This window comes from Paraburkholderia phenazinium (assembly GCF_900142845.1).
GTDB lineage: Bacteria > Pseudomonadota > Gammaproteobacteria > Burkholderiales > Burkholderiaceae > Paraburkholderia > Paraburkholderia phenazinium_A.
The window spans coordinates 1,680,913-1,697,354 of sequence record NZ_FSRU01000002.1; the positions used below are offsets into that span (position 1 = coordinate 1,680,913).

General features: G+C 64.5%; 14 protein-coding genes and 1 riboswitch. Of the genes, 7 read left to right on the forward strand and 7 right to left on the reverse strand.

What is annotated here, in order from left to right:
- Positions 1–112 precede the first annotated feature (112 nt).
- Complete coding sequence (locus BUS12_RS24495) at positions 113–247, forward strand: entericidin A/B family lipoprotein (protein ID WP_074300036.1); 135 nt, start codon at positions 113–115, stop codon at positions 245–247.
- A gap of 321 nt (positions 248–568) precedes the next feature.
- On the opposite strand, the gene BUS12_RS24500 is transcribed toward BUS12_RS24495, so the two are convergent.
- On the reverse strand, positions 569–1,360 hold the full coding sequence (locus tag BUS12_RS24500) for a DUF4397 domain-containing protein (protein ID WP_074300037.1): 792 nt from the start codon (positions 1,358–1,360) through the stop codon (positions 569–571).
- Positions 1,361–1,775: 415 nt separating this feature from the next.
- Between BUS12_RS24500 and BUS12_RS24505 the strand changes: the two genes are divergently transcribed.
- Positions 1,776–3,806 carry an NADPH-dependent 2,4-dienoyl-CoA reductase gene (locus BUS12_RS24505; RefSeq protein ID WP_074300038.1) on the forward strand — a complete coding sequence of 677 codons (2,031 nt, stop codon included), beginning with the start codon at positions 1,776–1,778 and terminating at the stop codon, positions 3,804–3,806.
- A 79-nt stretch (positions 3,807–3,885) separates the two neighbouring features.
- On the opposite strand, the gene BUS12_RS24510 is transcribed toward BUS12_RS24505, so the two are convergent.
- From BUS12_RS24510 to BUS12_RS24525, 4 genes are all read right to left on the reverse strand, one after another.
- The gene (locus BUS12_RS24510; protein ID WP_074300039.1) at positions 3,886–4,803 is read right to left on the reverse strand and encodes an EamA family transporter; all 918 of its coding nucleotides are present in this window, start codon (positions 4,801–4,803) and stop codon (positions 3,886–3,888) included.
- Between the two features lie 408 nt (positions 4,804–5,211).
- Positions 5,212–5,475, reverse strand: coding sequence for a pentapeptide MXKDX repeat protein (locus BUS12_RS24515; RefSeq protein WP_074300040.1), 264 nt, complete (start codon positions 5,473–5,475; stop codon positions 5,212–5,214).
- A 95-nt stretch (positions 5,476–5,570) separates the two neighbouring features.
- Complete coding sequence (locus tag BUS12_RS24520) at positions 5,571–6,365, reverse strand: molybdopterin-dependent oxidoreductase (RefSeq protein ID WP_074300041.1); 795 nt, start codon at positions 6,363–6,365, stop codon at positions 5,571–5,573.
- An 11-nt stretch (positions 6,366–6,376) separates the two neighbouring features.
- Positions 6,377–7,015, reverse strand: a complete 639-nt coding sequence (locus tag BUS12_RS24525) for a cytochrome b/b6 domain-containing protein (RefSeq protein WP_074300042.1) — start codon at positions 7,013–7,015, stop codon at positions 6,377–6,379.
- Between the two features lie 350 nt (positions 7,016–7,365).
- Positions 7,366–7,484, forward strand: a riboswitch (TPP riboswitch).
- A gap of 90 nt (positions 7,485–7,574) precedes the next feature.
- Here BUS12_RS24525 and thiC point away from each other — a divergent pair.
- From thiC to BUS12_RS24545, 4 genes are all read left to right on the forward strand, one after another.
- Positions 7,575–9,506: a phosphomethylpyrimidine synthase ThiC gene (thiC, locus tag BUS12_RS24530; protein WP_074300043.1), complete on the forward strand. Its 1,932-nt coding sequence runs from the start codon at positions 7,575–7,577 to the stop codon at positions 9,504–9,506.
- 313 nt (positions 9,507–9,819) lie between these two features.
- A complete protein-coding gene (locus tag BUS12_RS24535; protein WP_074300044.1) occupies positions 9,820–10,341 on the forward strand; it encodes a hypothetical protein in 522 nt (173 codons plus the stop codon).
- A gap of 349 nt (positions 10,342–10,690) precedes the next feature.
- The gene (locus tag BUS12_RS24540) at positions 10,691–12,289 is read left to right on the forward strand and encodes an L-lactate permease (RefSeq protein WP_074300045.1); all 1,599 of its coding nucleotides are present in this window, start codon (positions 10,691–10,693) and stop codon (positions 12,287–12,289) included.
- A 265-nt stretch (positions 12,290–12,554) separates the two neighbouring features.
- Positions 12,555–13,490, forward strand: a complete 936-nt coding sequence (locus BUS12_RS24545; protein WP_074300046.1) for a DMT family transporter — start codon at positions 12,555–12,557, stop codon at positions 13,488–13,490.
- Between the two features lie 489 nt (positions 13,491–13,979).
- On the opposite strand, the gene BUS12_RS38920 is transcribed toward BUS12_RS24545, so the two are convergent.
- Positions 13,980–14,129, reverse strand: coding sequence for a hypothetical protein (locus tag BUS12_RS38920; protein ID WP_171991711.1), 150 nt, complete (start codon positions 14,127–14,129; stop codon positions 13,980–13,982).
- Between the two features lie 144 nt (positions 14,130–14,273).
- A complete protein-coding gene (bamC, locus tag BUS12_RS24550) occupies positions 14,274–15,506 on the reverse strand; it encodes an outer membrane protein assembly factor BamC (protein ID WP_074300047.1) in 1,233 nt (410 codons plus the stop codon).
- 524 nt (positions 15,507–16,030) lie between these two features.
- On the opposite strand from bamC, the gene BUS12_RS24555 reads away from it, so the two are divergent.
- Positions 16,031–16,438 carry a DUF2844 domain-containing protein gene (locus BUS12_RS24555; protein ID WP_290439578.1) on the forward strand — a complete coding sequence of 136 codons (408 nt, stop codon included), beginning with the start codon at positions 16,031–16,033 and terminating at the stop codon, positions 16,436–16,438.
- Positions 16,439–16,442 lie beyond the last annotated feature (4 nt).

Below are 16,442 nucleotides of genomic sequence, written 5' to 3' on the forward strand. Positions count from 1 at the left end.
TCTTAAGATGCAATCAGACCGGATCGGCTGGCGTGATGCCCGGTCGGACGACAGGAGCGCGCGCCGGCAGTCGGGCGCGTCTATCGAATGCATTCTTCAAAGGGGAACACTCATGACTCGACTCATCGCTTTGCTTCTCATTGCAGGGACTGCAGCACTCGCCGGTTGCAATACCATGGCGGGCGCCGGTCAGGACATCTCGAACGGCGGTCACGACCTGACCAATTCCGCCGAGCAAGCCAAATAACGCATCCCTTGTAGTGCGGTTTGACGATGCCGCTCAGGCGTCGTCAAACTCGCTTCAAACCGATCGGCAAGATGAGCCCGGCGCGTGAACGCGCCGGGCTTTTTTGCGCCTGATGTTCGATGTCCGAGGGTATGAAGACGGCGAAGATACCACTCGCCACTGATCAGCATAGCGAACTGATTTGCCGTTTCACGCACGCGTCTCTTCGCGCCATAAACAAAGCGGCGGCCCACCGCCGGTGGACCGCCGCCCTGCCCCTCCCTGCCATAACTTATCTACGTCACCGTCTCATTGGCCGCTTATTGACCGCTCATTGACCGCTTATTGGCCCGTGAGCGTATTCGTCAACTCGATCGCCGGCGTCCCCGTATTGCCGCCCTGCGCCACCAGCAGATGGATCTGCCCCGGCAGCAACTGGCTCAACGCGCCGGCGATCGGCACCGTCGTCACCAGCCAGTCGGCGTTGTTGGCGAGACTGAAGCCCGCGGACTGGAAGATCGGCGTCTTGCTGCCGGCCGCCGTCGCGATCGCGACATAGGTGCCGCCCGATAGATACAGCGAGTCCTGGCCGGTCGCCGGCACGGCATTGCTGAACTGCACGCCGGACATGGTCGGGCTCACGGTGTTGATGTTGGTCCCCGCCGGCACGATGTACAGATCGATGTTGGTCGCGTTCGCCGACGCATTGAACGCGCGCACGCGGGCATCGCTCGAGAGCAGGCCCTTGTCGAACGGATCGTCGATCAGGCCGATGCCAGGCGAGGTCAGCCCAGGCAAGGCGATTACGGTGTACTCGTGACCATTGGCGACATCGGAGAAGTTGCCGCTCGCGAGTGCCGTGGTCGTGCCCGTATCGGCATACGCAACCGTCGTGTTACCCGTGCCGATGTTGGTGAAATTCGTCACGCCCAGATAGTTGATATCGGTTTGTCCACCGGGCGCTTTGCCGTTGACGAGAAAGTCGACGGCGGGCCCGCCTGGAATGGCATGCACGAAATGGATTTCCGGATCGGTGATCCCAAGGGTTTTTGCGGCGTCGCTGCCGCTGCCACCACATGCCGTCAAAACGGCCGCAGCGCCAGCGAGCGCCACCATGGTTCGGATGAGCTTCATGTATCCACCTATATCGATGTCGGGTCTTGACCCATTAGTTATGTGAGCGCCCGATCCACCCGAGACCGCGCGAGCGAACAACTCGCACGGTCCATGACGGGATTGATCTGGCGACGCCCCCCTCCTTATCCCTGGTGCGCATCTCGCGGCCGGACAACACCGGACCGCGCCAGGTTGCTGTCCCCACGGGACCCGGCTTGCAGTGCCAGGTGCCGTGGGAGCGCTCGACATGGGATGCGCGCCTGGTGACGCTCGCATTCAGCAATCGCTGTGCCGCATGCACCAGACCGGCTCCGGCGGCATGAAGAGCGGCATGGCAGTCAATGCATCAGGCGGATTAGAATTTTTCCTCGGAAGACAGACGCGACGCGCGGTGTATCGTTCGTGCGCACCCCACTTTTACAAGGCCCGTTGCATGCCTTACCGACTCTTACTCTCAGAACTCGACCTCGGTTTCACCACCCTGCGCAACCGCGTGGTGATGGGTTCGATGCATACGGGCATGGAAGACCGCTTCTGGAACTATCCGAAGCTCGCCGCCTATTTTCGCGAGCGCGCCAAAGGCGGCGCCGGCCTGATCATCACGGGCGGCATCTCGCCGAACCGGCAAGGCTGGCTGCTGCCGTTCGGCGGCACGCTGAATTCGGTGTTCGACCTGCGCAATCACCGTCTGCTGACCGATGCCGTACATGCGGAAGGCGGCAAGATCGCGCTGCAGATCCTGCATGCGGGACGCTATGGCTATCAACCGTTCGTGGTGTCCGCCTCGGCGCTCAAGTCGCCGATTTCGAAATTCAAGCCGCGGGCGTTGACGCTCGCGGGCGTCGCGAAGACGGTGCGCGACTACGCCCGCTGTGCGCGTCTTGCACAGCGCGCCGGCTACGACGGCGTGGAGATCATGGGCAGCGAGGGCTATCTGCTTAACCAGTTTCTCTGTCCACGCACCAACCGCCGCACGGATGCCTACGGCGGCAGCCTCGAGAACCGGCTGCGGCTCGCGCGTGAGATTGTCGAAAGCGTGCGCGCCGCGTGCGGTGAGCGCTTCATCGTGGTGTACCGGCTCTCGCTGATCGATCTGGTCGAAGGCGGCAACACGTGGGACGAAACCGTGCAGGTCGCGCAGGCGCTCGAAGCGGCCGGCGTGACCATGTTCAACACCGGCATTGGCTGGCACGAGGCACGTGTGCCGACCATCGTGACCTCGGTGCCGCGTGCCGCCTTCGCGCCGCTCAGCGCGCGTCTGAAGGCCGCCGTCAAGGTGCCGGTGATCGTCTCGAACCGCATCAACACGCCGGAAGTCGCCGAAGACCTGCTCGCCCAGGGTGCGGGCGACCTCGTATCGCTCGCGCGGCCGCTGCTCGCCGATCCAGACTTCGTGATCAAAACCGCCGAGGGCCGCGCGCACGAAATCAACACCTGCATCGCCTGCAACCAGGCCTGTCTCGATCACACGTTCCAGAACCGGCGCGCGAGTTGCCTCGTCAATCCGCGCGCGGGACGTGAAACGGAACTGGTGTACCGGCCGCTTGGCGGCCAGCAGACGCCGCGCGCGATCGCCGTGGTGGGCGCGGGACCGGCGGGATTGTCGGCGGCGACGGTGGCCGCCTCGCGCGGTCATCGCGTCACGCTGTTCGATGCGAGCGCAACCATCGGCGGGCAGTTCAATCTCGCGATGTGCGTGCCCGGCAAGGAAGAATTCAGCGAGACGATCCGCTATTTCCAGAGCCAGTTGCAGCGGCATAGCGTCGACGTGCGGCTCGCCACGCGCGTCGATGCAGCGCTGCTCGCCGCAGGCGGCTATGACGACGTGATCGTCGCCACCGGCATCGTGCCGCGCCGCCCGGCGATTGCCGGCATCGACGGGCCCAATGTGCTGACCTACGTCGACGTGCTGCGCGGTGCGCCGGTGGGACGCAGCGTCGCGGTGATCGGCGCGGGTGGTATCGGCTTCGACGTCAGCGAGTTTCTGTTGCATCACCCCGGCGAACCGCTGCCGCAAGCGCGCGATGCGTGGCTCGACGAATGGGGTGTCGACCTGACGGTGCGCGAGCGTGGTGGTCTCAAGGCGCCGGCGCCCGCGCAGCCGGTGCGCGACATCTGGCTATTGCAGCGCAAGGCGGGCAAGCTGGGCGCAGGACTCGGCAAGACCTCAGGCTGGGTCCATCGGGCGACGCTGGCACGCAACGGCGTGCGCATGCTCGACGGCGTGTCGTATCTGGAGATCGGCGCACGCGGTCTGAAGATCGCGCGTGAAGGTACGGAGCAATGGCTCGAGGTGGAGACAATCGTGATCTGCGCCGGGCAGGATTCGTTGCGCGATCTGCAGCCGGCGACACCGCCCGCTGACGGCCCGCGCTATCACGTGATCGGCGGCGCGGCGCTTGCCACCGAACTCGATGCGAAGCGGGCGATTCGCGAAGGCGCGGAACTGGCCGCGCGCTTGTAGCCACGCCGGGACAGTGGGCCTGATACGCGGGACGGGACGTTTTCAGGCCGGGCGCGGACGCAAGGTTCTGCACCCGCCGTCAAGCCACTCCACGGCGCCGGTAGTCGAACCAGAACGACAAGCCGACGCTCGCGAGAATCACGACCGTCGCGATCACCGTCGCGCTCGTTACCGGCTCGCCCAGCAGCAGCGCGCCGAGTGCGACGGCCACCACCGGATTCACGTACATGCAACTGCTGGCGATGATCGGGCTCGTATGCCGGATCAGGTACCCATACGCAACATAAGCGGCCATGGTGCCCACCAGCATCAGGTAGAGAAACGCCAGCACCGGCAGAAAATGCACGTCGCCCATGCGCTCACCCGAGACCCAGGCGACGACCGTCGACATGGCCCCGCCCAGGCCGATCTGCAACGAGGTGGACAGAAACAGGTCCGACGGCAGTTTCAGGCGGCCGGCGAGATGCGCGCCACCGGCCCAGAACAGCGCGCCGCACAGAATCGCGAGGCTGCCGCCGGCCGAGCCGGTTGCGCCACCGCCATGGCTCAGAATCGCAATGCCGACGAGACCGAGTCCCACCGCAAACCATTCGCCCCGTCCAATCTTGCGCCCCGCGACAGCAGCGATGACAGTGGCGAACAGCGGCACCGTAGCCACCATCACGGCGGCCGTGCCGGTGCCGACGGTGCGCATCCCATAGGCCAGCATGCCGCTCGACAGTCCGACCAGCATGGTGCCGACGAGGCCCGCGTTGCGGATTTCGGCGGCACTCGGCCAGACCGGATCGCGGCGCGCGGCGAACACGAAGAGGCCAATCCCGGCAAACAGGTTGCGCAAGCCCGACATCAACAGCGGCGGAAACGAGCCGAGCGCCACGTGCACGGCGAGATACGTGGAGCCCCACACCAGATAGACGACGGCGAGCGCAAGCGCGATGCGCCCGTTACGGGACTGGGGCAGACGGAGTGGAAAACGGCTGGGAAATGACAGCGCCATGCGTTCAACCCGCCTCTACCGTTCGAGGCCTTGCGCCCCCGCTGGTGACCCTAAGGCCGGATGGCGGACGCCGCATCGGAAATGCGGCCTGGCGGGCGAGGCTGAAAGACATGGCGGTAGAACAGGGAGAAGGACGAGGGACGGCAAACACAGGCCCAGCAAGGCGCCCGCGCCGTCACGATGCACCGTGCAAGCGGAGCCGCCCGAGAGCGGCGGGCAACCGCGGACAAGCCGGCCAGCGCCCCGTGCGCCAACCGTTCGGCGCACCGCAGCATTATGCAGGAACGCCGTCGGGCGTCCATGAAAGAATCGTAAATTCTGTATCCGCAAAGCAGCAGGCCGGGGACTGTGCCCCGGCCCGAGCCTGCCGCACCTGGACGGTGCGCGTGAACCCGGATCGAACCGGGATCAGTTGGCCATCGCACCCGATGCGTCGTGCTTCATGCCCATTGCATCGTTGCCCTTCTTCATCGTGTCTTTCGACATGCCGTCCTTCGACATGCTGTCTTTCTTCATGCTGTCCTTGCCCATCGCGTCTTTCGACATGCTGTCCTTCTTCATGGTGTCGTGCGACATCGCGTCGTTCGACATGGCTCCGCTTGCCTGCGCGAAGGCGGCCGTTCCGCTCGTCAGAAACGCTACGGCCAGTGCTGCGATTGCGAACTTCTTCATGGGATAACTCCGTTTGTTGTGGATAGTAAGAGCCGGTCATGCCGGCGTGTTTCCGAAGCTTCTGCCGCTCGAGGGTCGGGCCCAACCCGCGCGCGTCAGGAGCCTCCGAACCAGTTGTAGCCCTGGTCGACCCAATAGCCGCCAGGGAAGGTATTCGTGACGAACATCTCGACGATGTGCTTCGGATTCTTGTAGCCGAGCTTGGTCGGCATGCGCAGCTTCATCGGGAAGCCGTATTTCGTGGGCAAACGCTCGCCGTCGTATTCGAAGGTGAGAAGCGTCTGCGGATGCAGGGCCGTCGCCATGTCGATGCTTTCGTAGTAGTCGTCGGCGCATTTGAAGCCGACGTACTTCGCGCTGGTGTCGGCGCCGACGCGGCGCAGGAAACTGGCGAACGGCGTGCCGCCCCAGCGGCCGATCGCGCTCCAGCCCTCCACGCAGATGTGGCGCGTGATCTGCTCGGCGTGCGGCAGCGCGTACAGCTCGGGCAAGCTCCAGGTGCGCTGGCCGGTGACGAGGCCGCTCACTTTCAGCCGGTAGTCCGTGGGATCGACCACGGGCGCGGAATCGACGTCGTAGAACGCGTTGAACGGGAACGGCCGCGTGATCTGCGCTTCGGTGTAGGTCGGCGCCAGTTGCTGCGGATCGAAGATAAAGGCCTGGGCGCGATCGTTCAGACGCGAGACGGCCGTGAGAAACGCGTTCACCGATTTGTCGTCGGTGAGCGAGCAGCCGGTCAGCATCGACAGGCCGCCGAGCGTCAGCAACTGCCTGCCGAACAGGCGCCGCGACGGCATCGAGAGTTCACGGCGTGCGTCGATCAGGATCGACTCGCGGTCAAGCTGGCTCGAGAGCATGCGCCGGGCCGGTTTTTTGTCTGGGGTGTTCATGTTAGGTTTCCTTAACGACCACGCAGCATCGCGAGCAGCGAGCGCGGGACGAGTGCCACCATCGCCAGGTGCACGACGATAAAAGCCGCCATCAACGACATCGCACAGAAGTGCACGATGCGCGCGTTGTCGTAGCCGCCCATCAGTTCGCGCAGCAGCGGAAACTGCACGGACTTCCAGATCGCAAGACCCGAGAGCACCAGTACGATCAGGTCGCACACCACGAACACGTAGGCGAATCGCTGCACCGCGTTGTAGACGCGCAGATCGGCGTGCGACAACTTGCCGGTCAGCGCGGCGACGAAGTCATGCAGGATGGCGCGCGGCGACAACGGCAGAAACTTGCGAAAGAAACGCCGGCTCGCCAGGTTGAGGGCGAGATAGACGAGGCCGTTGAAGAACAGCAGCCACATCGCCGCGAAGTGCCATTGCAACGCTCCGCCGAGCCAGCCGCCGAGTGTGAGCGATGGCGGGAAGGTGAAGCCTTTGAAGATCGGCGACGCGTCGTAGATGCGCCAGCCGGAGAGCATCATCGTGATTGCGGCCAGCGCATTGAGCCAGTGCGTGACGCGAACCCACACCGGGTGAATCGGACCGGTGCGCGGTGCAGCGGGGGGTGCCGTGCCGGATGAGATGTGAGGGGTAGCCATGTGAAGCTCCGTGAATCAGGGATATGAGGCGCTGCGGGTAGCGGAGCTCAGCGAATGTCGCCGTGACCGGTCAATGACAGGCTCCATCAGGGAATCTGCACGTTTGTCGGCCCACGCCGGCCGTTATGACAACGGAACTGAAATATTTTTTGGGGAGGGAGAAAAAGACACGCGAAAACGCGTGAGAACATCGCACCGCAGACCAGCCCGCTTCACCTTTCATGCTGCGGCGCATCACGCCGCGTAGCCTAATCGAGACAAGCCTCCCCGGCTGTAAGCGGGCCAGGGATCGGGCAGCGCCGATTTCAAGACCGGTTGCCAAGCACCGCGCGGCCGGTGTATCGTGTGCGCTGCTAACGCGGGGGTCCTGCGTCGCACAGAGGTTGGAGGTCTGTGCTGCGTGGGTGAGAAATACCCTTTGAACCTGATCTGGATAATGCCAGCGCAGGGAAGCGTACGGAATTCGCACCGCAGCACCGCCTCATCCTCTCGCGAATTCCGACAACTTCCGTCTCGTCTCCTGCTTAGCGGCCCCACATAGCTTTGCATGGAGATCCGCATGAACGCCAATCCGAAGTTCCTTTCCGCCGACGCTCACGTCGATGCGGCCGCTGTCGCCCCGCTGCCGAATTCCCGCAAGATCTACGTCACTGGCTCGCGCCCCGACATCCGCGTGCCGATGCGCGAAATCACCCAGTCGGATACACCGGACAGCTTCGGTGGCGAGAAGAATCCGCCCGTCTACGTCTACGACACGTCGGGCCCCTACTCCGATCCGGACGCCACGATCGACATCCGCGCCGGGCTGCCGGCACTGCGTCAGCGCTGGATCGAAGAGCGCGGCGACACCGAAGCGCTGAGCGGCCTCTCCAGCGACTTCAGCCGTGAACGCGCCGCCGATACCGCCACCGCCGATCTGCGCTTCCAGGGCCTGCACCGCACGCCGCGCCGCGCCAAAGCGGGCGCCAATGTCTCGCAGATGCACTACGCGCGCAAAGGCATCGTCACGCCGGAGATGGAGTACATCGCGATCCGCGAAAACCAGCAGCGCGCCGCGTATCTGGAGACCCTGAAGACGAGCGGCCCGAACGGCGAAAAGCTCGCCGCGATGATGGGCCGCCAGCATCCGGGGCAAGCATTCGGCGCGAGCGCATTCGGTCCGAACGGCCTCACGGCCATCACGGCGGAATTCGTGCGCGAAGAAGTCGCGCGTGGCCGCGCGATCATCCCGAACAACATCAATCACCCGGAAAGCGAGCCGATGATCATCGGCCGTAACTTCCTCGTGAAGGTGAACGCGAACATCGGCAACTCGGCGGTGACCTCGTCGATCGGCGAAGAAGTCGACAAGATGACGTGGGCGATCCGCTGGGGCGGCGACACGGTGATGGATCTATCCACCGGCAAGCACATCCACGAAACGCGCGAGTGGATCATCCGCAATTCGCCGGTGCCGATCGGCACGGTGCCGATCTACCAGGCGCTGGAAAAGGTCAACGGCAAGGCCGAAGACCTGACGTGGAAAATCTTCCGCGACACGCTGATCGAACAGGCCGAGCAAGGCGTCGACTACTTCACGATCCACGCCGGCGTGCGTCTGCAATACGTGCCGCTCACCGCCAAACGCATGACGGGCATCGTCTCGCGCGGCGGCTCGATCATGGCGAAGTGGTGTCTGGCTCATCACAAGGAAAGCTTCCTGTACGAGCACTTCGAAGACATCTGCGAAATCATGAAGGCCTACGACGTGGCGTTCTCGCTCGGCGATGGCCTGCGTCCCGGTTCGATCTACGACGCCAACGACGAAGCGCAGCTCGGCGAGCTGAAGACGCTCGGCGAACTCACGCAGATCGCGTGGAAGCACGACGTGCAGACGATGATCGAAGGCCCCGGCCACGTGCCGATGCAACTGATCAAGGAAAACATGGACCTGCAACTGGAATGGTGCGACGAAGCGCCGTTCTACACGCTGGGACCGTTGACCACCGACATCGCCCCCGGCTACGACCACATCACGTCGGGCATCGGCGCTGCGATGATCGGCTGGTTCGGCACGGCGATGCTCTGCTACGTGACGCCGAAGGAACACCTGGGTCTGCCGAACAAGGACGACGTCAAGACCGGCATCATCACCTACAAGCTCGCGGCCCACGCGGCGGATCTGGCGAAGGGTCATCCGGGTGCGCAGGTGCGGGACAACGCGCTGTCGAAGGCACGCTTCGAGTTCCGTTGGGAAGACCAGTTCAACCTCGGCCTCGACCCGGACAAGGCGCGCGAATTCCACGACGAAACGCTGCCGAAGGACTCGGCCAAGGTCGCGCACTTCTGCTCGATGTGCGGCCCGCACTTCTGCTCGATGAAGATCACCCAGGACGTGCGCGAGTTCGCCGCGCAGCAAGGCGTGACCGACGACGAAGCCTTGAAAAAAGGCATGGAAGTGAAGTCGATCGAGTTCATGAAGAAGGGCGCTGAGATTTATCAGCGGCAGTAAGGGCAGCAGGCGGCGCATGCAGCAGGCGCCGCCCGTTCGCTTGCTTGCTTGCGATGCAGCGTCGAGCCCGCCACCGGCGGGCTCTTGCATTTGCGGACGGACGAGACGACGCTCACCGCGGTCCGACGAGGCTCGCTGAAGAACTGACGGTGTCGGCAGAGGCAAATCATCCTCAATAAGCCACTGAAATAAGCGGTAACGACTTTGCAACCTGACGCCCGGCCGCACGGCGTAAGCTAAGTGGAGGTGCCGTTTTGCCCATCCAATCATCACTATCAACTGTCGCGGCATCCAGACGCATCAGGAGCGTGCCATGAATCTCCTTTCGGTAACCAGCCGCCTCGCCGCCGCGGCTGCGGTGCTTGCTCTCGCGGGCTGTTACTACCCGTACGGCTACTATCCCTACGGCGCGAACGGCTATTACGCCACCGTGCCGGCTGCGTCCACCCAGACCGCGGTGCCTGTCACGGCCAGCGGCGAGCCGGCGCCGGCATTGAACAACCACGATGCGATCCCGGCTCCGCCGCCGCCGTCGGTCACGACCAGGGGAGCGTACGTGGTGCCGTCCGCGTCGTACGCGCCGACCCAGCAAGCCTATGTGCCGGCTCCGGCGCCGGCTTATTCGACCTATCCGGCCTATCCCGCCACGTACCCCGCTTACTATCCGGCCTATCCGGCCTACCCTGCGTACTACGGCTATGGTTACGGCTACCCGGGTTACTGGGGGCCGTCGGTGTCGGTCGGCTTTGCCGGATTCTGGGGCGGCGGTTGCTGCTGGGGCGGCGGACACTGGGGCGGCGGTTGGGGCGGTGGCTGGCACGGTCACTACCACTAAGCCAGGCCTCGCACGTCGCGCCACGGGTGACGGCGTCCAGCGAATGGACCGCCGCACCCGCTTCATCCGCTTCACCCCTCCCCAATCTGACCGCTCCGCCAACCCCGCGCCACCTGCTCGTCACCTCCCCGCCATCTGCATCGCAGACTGCCGCCGCGCCCGTAGTTTCCCGTCTTGACTGCGTCCATGCGGGCTCTATGCTGCAAACAGCATCCGCACTACCTGTTTAAATACGCGATTCCGGTGCTGTTTCCACACGCAGCCATACCGTCATCCGTCCAGCCCTATCCGACGCGTCACGCAGCACGCAGTCCGTCGCGCCGATTCGAACAACAACGAAGGAGACGTGATGTTTCATCAACTGTTGACCCCCATCGGCAATTCGCTCTTGCCGTCGTTTCTCGTCGCCGCGCTGCCGATCCTGGTCGTGCTGGTGCTGCTCGGCTGGGCTCGCCGCCCCGCCTGGCAGGCTTCGCTCGCCGGGCTGATCGTCGGGCTGCTGGTGGCGATCTTCGGCTGGCAGTATCCGGTCGGGCTCGCCATCGATACGGTGGTCGCGGGCGCCGTGTTCGCGCTCTGGCCGATCATGTGGATCGTGGTCGCCGCCATCCTGCTCTACAACATCGCGCAGCGCTCGGGCCGCTTCACCGCGTTTCGCATGTGGATGATCGACAATCTGCCGAACGACCGGCGCATCGTGCTCGTCGTGGTCGGCTTCTCGTTCGGCGCGCTGCTCGAAGGCATCTCCGGTTTCGGCACGCCGGTCGCCATCACCAGTTCGCTGCTGATCCTGCTCGGCTTCCCGACGCTCGAAGCCCTCACCTTCACGCTGATCTTCGACACCGCGCCGGTCGCCTTCGGCGCGCTCGGCGTGCCGGTCACCGTACTCGCCGCGGTCACGCACCTGCCCGCCGACAGCCTCGCCCAGATGATCGGCCGCCAGTTGCCGTTCTTCGCGTTCCTGCTGCCGTTCTACGTGATCGCCGTGTATGCGGGCATCCGCAACATGCTGCGCATCTGGCCGGTGCTGCTGGTGGCCGGCGGCAGCTTCGCCGTCACCCAGTTCGTCGTCGCGAACTACATCAACTACAGCCTGACCGACGTGCTCTCGTCGCTGATCTCGCTGATCGCGACGGTGGCCTTCCTGAAGGTCTGGAAGCCCGTGGTGGATCCGAAGTTCGCGGTCAACATCGACCGCATCGGCGAAGTGCGCGGCAAGATCAGCGGCGCGCAGGGCTGGTATCCGTGGATCATCGTCTCGGTGGTCGTGATCGTCTGGACGATCGCCAAGGTGTTTACGATCGGCGACATCAAGGTGCCGTGGCCGGGCCTCGACAAGGCCGTGTTCATCACGCTCTACCACACGCCCTACGCCGCCGTCTGGGACTTCCAGCCGCTCGCCACGGGCACCGCGATTCTGGTCGCGGCGATCATCACGGCGTTCCTCGTGCGCCTCTCCGTGCGCGAATTCGGCGCCGCCATCGTCGACACGTGGGTGCAGACGCGCATCGCCATCCTGACGGTGGCGACCATCGTCGGACTCGCCTATCTGATGAACTACTCGGGACTGACCTACACGCTGGGTCTGGGCGTGGCGTCGGTGGGGGCGTTCTTCCCGCTGGTGTCGGCCTTCCTCGGCTGGATCGCCGTGTTCCTGTCGGGCAGCGATACCTCGGGCAACGCGCTGTTCGGCAACCTGCAGGTGGTGGCGGCCAACCAGCTCAACCTGAACCCGATCCTGATGGCGGCGACCAACTCGTCGGGCGGCGTGATGGGCAAGATGATCTCGCCGCAGAACATCTCCACGGGCGTCGCCACCACCGATCTCAAGGGCAAGGAAGGCGTCGTGTTCGCGAAGACGTTCAAGCACTCGCTGATCCTGACGATCGTGCTCGGCATCATCGTGTGGCTGCAGCAGAACTACCTGCAATGGATGATTCCGCATTGAGCTGAAGACGCGCTCGCGGTCATGCGAAGAGGCACGCCCGAGGGCGTGCTTTTTTTCGCCCCGAGCTTCGGCTTCTGTCAATTTTTCTCACATGTCAGTGAGAATTGATCGTTTTACGCCGACCGCCACGGCGCTTACGCTTAAGCCCGTCGAACCGGCCGCAGCAAAGAGAATCTTGCTGTTTCATTCCAGCGTGAAATATCCGCGAAGTCGCGCTGGTACCATCTTTTCGCGTCTCGACTCAACCGCGCGTGACGCGTCTTCCATGAATTCCAAAAACCTGCTCCAGCTTCTCGTCCTCGCCGCCCTGTGGGGCGCGTCGTTTCTCTTCATCCGGGTCGGCGTGACCGACTTCGGCGTTGCACCGCTGATGGCCTTGCGGGTCGGCATCGGCGCGCTGTTCCTCCTGATCGTGCTGTTCGCAAGGCGACCGGTGCGCCAGTCGCTCGCGACCTTGCGCAGCCGTGCGCTGCCGCTTGTCGTGGTCGGCATCCTGAATTCGGCGGCGCCGTTCTGCCTGTTTGCGTACGCGGAGCTGACGCTGTCGGCGGGCGTCACGTCGGTGATCAACGCGACCACGCCGCTGTGGGGCGCGCTGGTCGCCTTCCTGTGGCTCAAGGACCGCCTCAGTGCGCTGCGCAGCGTGGGCCTCGTGATCGGCTTCCTCGGCGTGCTGATGCTCGTGTGGGATCAGATTGCCACGCCGCACGGCGGCACCGCGACGCCCCTGACCGCCGCGCTGGCCGCCGGCGCCGCGCTCGGCGCCACCCTGCTGTACGGCATTGCCGCCAACTATACGAAGCGCTATCTGACCGGCGTCGATGCGCTCACGGTCGCCGCCGGCACCATGACCGGCGCCACCGTCGTGCTGCTGCCGCTGGCGGTGATCTTCTGGCCGGCCGCCCCCGTCTCGCTGCACGCGTGGGGCGCGGTGATCGCGCTGGGCGTCGCCTGCACCGGCGTCGCCTATATGCTGTTCTTCCATCTGCTCGCCACCGTCGGTCCGGCGCGCGCCATTACCGTGACGTTCGTGATCCCGATCTTCGGCATCCTGTGGGGCGCGCTGTTCCTCGGCGAAAGCGTCTCGCCGGGCATGCTCGAAGGCTGCGTGGTGATCCTGATCGGCACCGCGCTCGCCACCGGCGTGATCAAGCGGATTCCGTGGGTGGGGCCGCGCCGGCCTAGCCGCGCGGATACCTGAAAGCGTTGAATGCGGCGCTGGCGCCTTCACCCGGCGCCACCTCCACTCGCAACGCCATCTCCAGCATTCCCTTTCGCGAATCCCCCGGGCCAAAAAAATAGCCCGCGCTCCATGGGAGCGCGGGCGAAACCGTCGCCCTACGAGGATAGGCGACGGGGCCACCAGGGCCGCGCGCCACGCGCGCAGGCCGTCATCGGGCAAAGCACCGGCTCGTCGACCGGCGCTAACAATCATCTTGTGTCGAGGCGGGTCGAGGTTCGCGTGAGGCAGTCGCCGGAGCGGCTGCCACGCGGCCATCGGGCCCCATGAGGTAGATAAAAGCAGCTTGCGTGCCAAGCTGAAATGTCGTTGACACACAATGGCAAGCCCTTGATTTTTATGTTTATTTTTTGGGCGTCAAGCAGATAGAGGGGATTTGTGCAGCGCGTTACGCCGTAACGTCACGTTACGTGCGGTCCGCACACGCGGTGACAGAGGCCGCGCGCGGGCTCACCGCAGCCACCGTCTGGCGCGCTGCACCGGATGACGCGCACGCATCAAGGTGCGCTCCGACTCCTGTGCCGATAGCGCCGCGCCGCACACGAGCGCAAGAACGAGCAGGCTGGCTGCCCACATCCAGTAGGGAATGATGTCGAACATGGTGGGTCTCCTTGGTCATGGTTTTAGCCAGACAAGCAAACTCCATGCGAAGGGCATGGCCGCGAGACCGCACCGGTCAGCCGGCCATAAAAAAACCCGCCTGGAAACCATCCCAGGCGGGTTTTTAACCGAGCTGCCGGCAGATCAGCGCAACTGATCGACCACGAGGCTCATGATTTCCTTGGCCGGTTGCGACGCGTCGATATTGCCCTTGTCGTCGACCACCGCAACGCGGGTCTGGTCCGGCGTGACCGCGCGCACGTTCACGAGGTACTGCTTGGCGACCTTCTCGGTCTTGCCGTGGAACACCTGGCTCCAGAAGCCCTGTTCGGCGGAGGCCAGGTCCTTCGGATCCACATAGCGGATCGAATACAGGCCGCGCGTGCGATCGCGGTTGTCCACCGTGAAGTTGCTGCGATCCAGCGCGATGCCCACACGCACCCAGGCGCGGTCATACGGCTCGCCGAGCGTGAGCTCGGTAGACGTGTATTGCGCCGACGTGTTCGACGTCACGTTCTGGTCCGGCATGGGCGGCTGGGTGGACGCAGCGACGTTTTCGGCCGCCGCCTTCGCAGCAGCGGAGTTCGCCCCTGCGGTGGCCGCGCCCGGCGCCGTCTGCGTGCCGGCCGGCGACAGCGCCGTGCTCTGCGTGTCGCCCGCCGCGGCACGTGCGTCGGCCGTTTGCAGCGACGCCATCAGGCGCTTCAGGTACTCCGTTTCGAGACCCGGGTCGTTCGGCTTGGGCTGCCACGTGGTGGAGTCGTTGTTCGCGCCGGTAAGGACCTCCTGCAGGCCCTTCTGGCTGATGAACACGTACGTGCCGCCGTTAGGCGCCGTTTCGAGGCGGGTGCGGTACTTGTTGCGCTCGGAGGCCACGTACGAGTTGCCCATGGCCTTCGACAGCGTATCGCGGATCAGGCCGTCGTTGATCTGCGCATGGGTTTCGTTCCAGTCCGTCTCCATCACGCCCTTGTCGCGCTGATCCACGACCAGCAGGAAGCCCTGCTCCTGCCAGAAGCGGCGGATCTGGGCCCAGGCCTGATCAGGCGTCTTGCCGTCGATCACGAGCCAGCTCTCGCTGCCGTCGCGCTGAATATGCATGCCCTTGACGGCCGGCACGACGGTGAGGTCGGAAACCGGCGCCTGTGCCTGAACCTGCTTGAGCGTGGACAACGAAGTCTCGCCGCCCTGCGGCGGAAGCGAGCGCTGATCGGACGTCTCATCGATCATGTTCGGCGGCACGGCCAGCGACACCTGCTTGGATTTGGAGTCGCTCTTGTAGTCAATCTGGGTCGGCGACGAGGTACCGCAGCCGGCGACCAGCCCGCCTGCCATCAGCAATACTGCATACCGCTTGGTAAGACGAAGATCAGTCATGTTCAGGGAATCCTTCCGCTACGCCACGGCAAGTTTCCGTGGATCAACCCGTTATTTTACCGATCCCGGACCAACATGTGCAAAAAGCCGGTTTGGCGCCCGCCTTACGGCATATCAAAGGCGATTTTGAGCGGTCGTGGCGAGGCTTCGCCAGGTGCGGGAAACGTGCGTCGAAAGCGCTTCGAATCCGACAGAAAATTCGCCGCCGCGAATGCTTTTCTGACCCGTCGCGCCCGCTGGATTTAACAGTTCACAACATTCCCCACAGCGACGTCAGAGTGTCCTGACAGACGCGCTATCCCCTTGTTTTATCGAGCTATTCCCAGCTTTCATAACTGCCATTTTTGAGATCACGGAGCAGCCCGTTCAGTCCTGCCCGCATTGATCAGGAAACCTCAGTGTTATCTTGAATTGAACATCTTGAAAACAATGAAGGGAGGCCGGCCATGCGGGTATCGAGGATGATCACTATCCCTATTTGTGGCGGTGTCGCATTGTCGGCGGCACTGGCTGTATTACTTCCCATGACAGACGCCCAGGCGGCCCTTGGCGACGCCATGGCCGCCGCGCCAGGGGGCCCGGGCGGCGCGCCGGTCGCCCTGCTGAACGGCGCGGTGCAAAGGCGCACGCACGTCGACGCCGGCGGCACGACGGTCAACGAATACGCCTCCAGCACCGGCCAGATCTTCGCCTACACCTGGCAGGGGCCGACGGTGCCCGACCTGCCGGCGCTGCTCGGCGCCTACGACGCCTCCTACCGGGCCGGCGCGGCCGCGGGGTTCGCCGCCGGCGAGAACCAGGACCTGCACGCATCGCGCGTCGCGCAGCCCGACCTGGTCGTGGAGTCCGGCGGCCAGATGCGCAGCTACGTGGGCCGCGCCTGGCTGCCGGGCGCCCTGCCCGCCGGCGTCACACCGGCCGATCTACCCTGAAGGA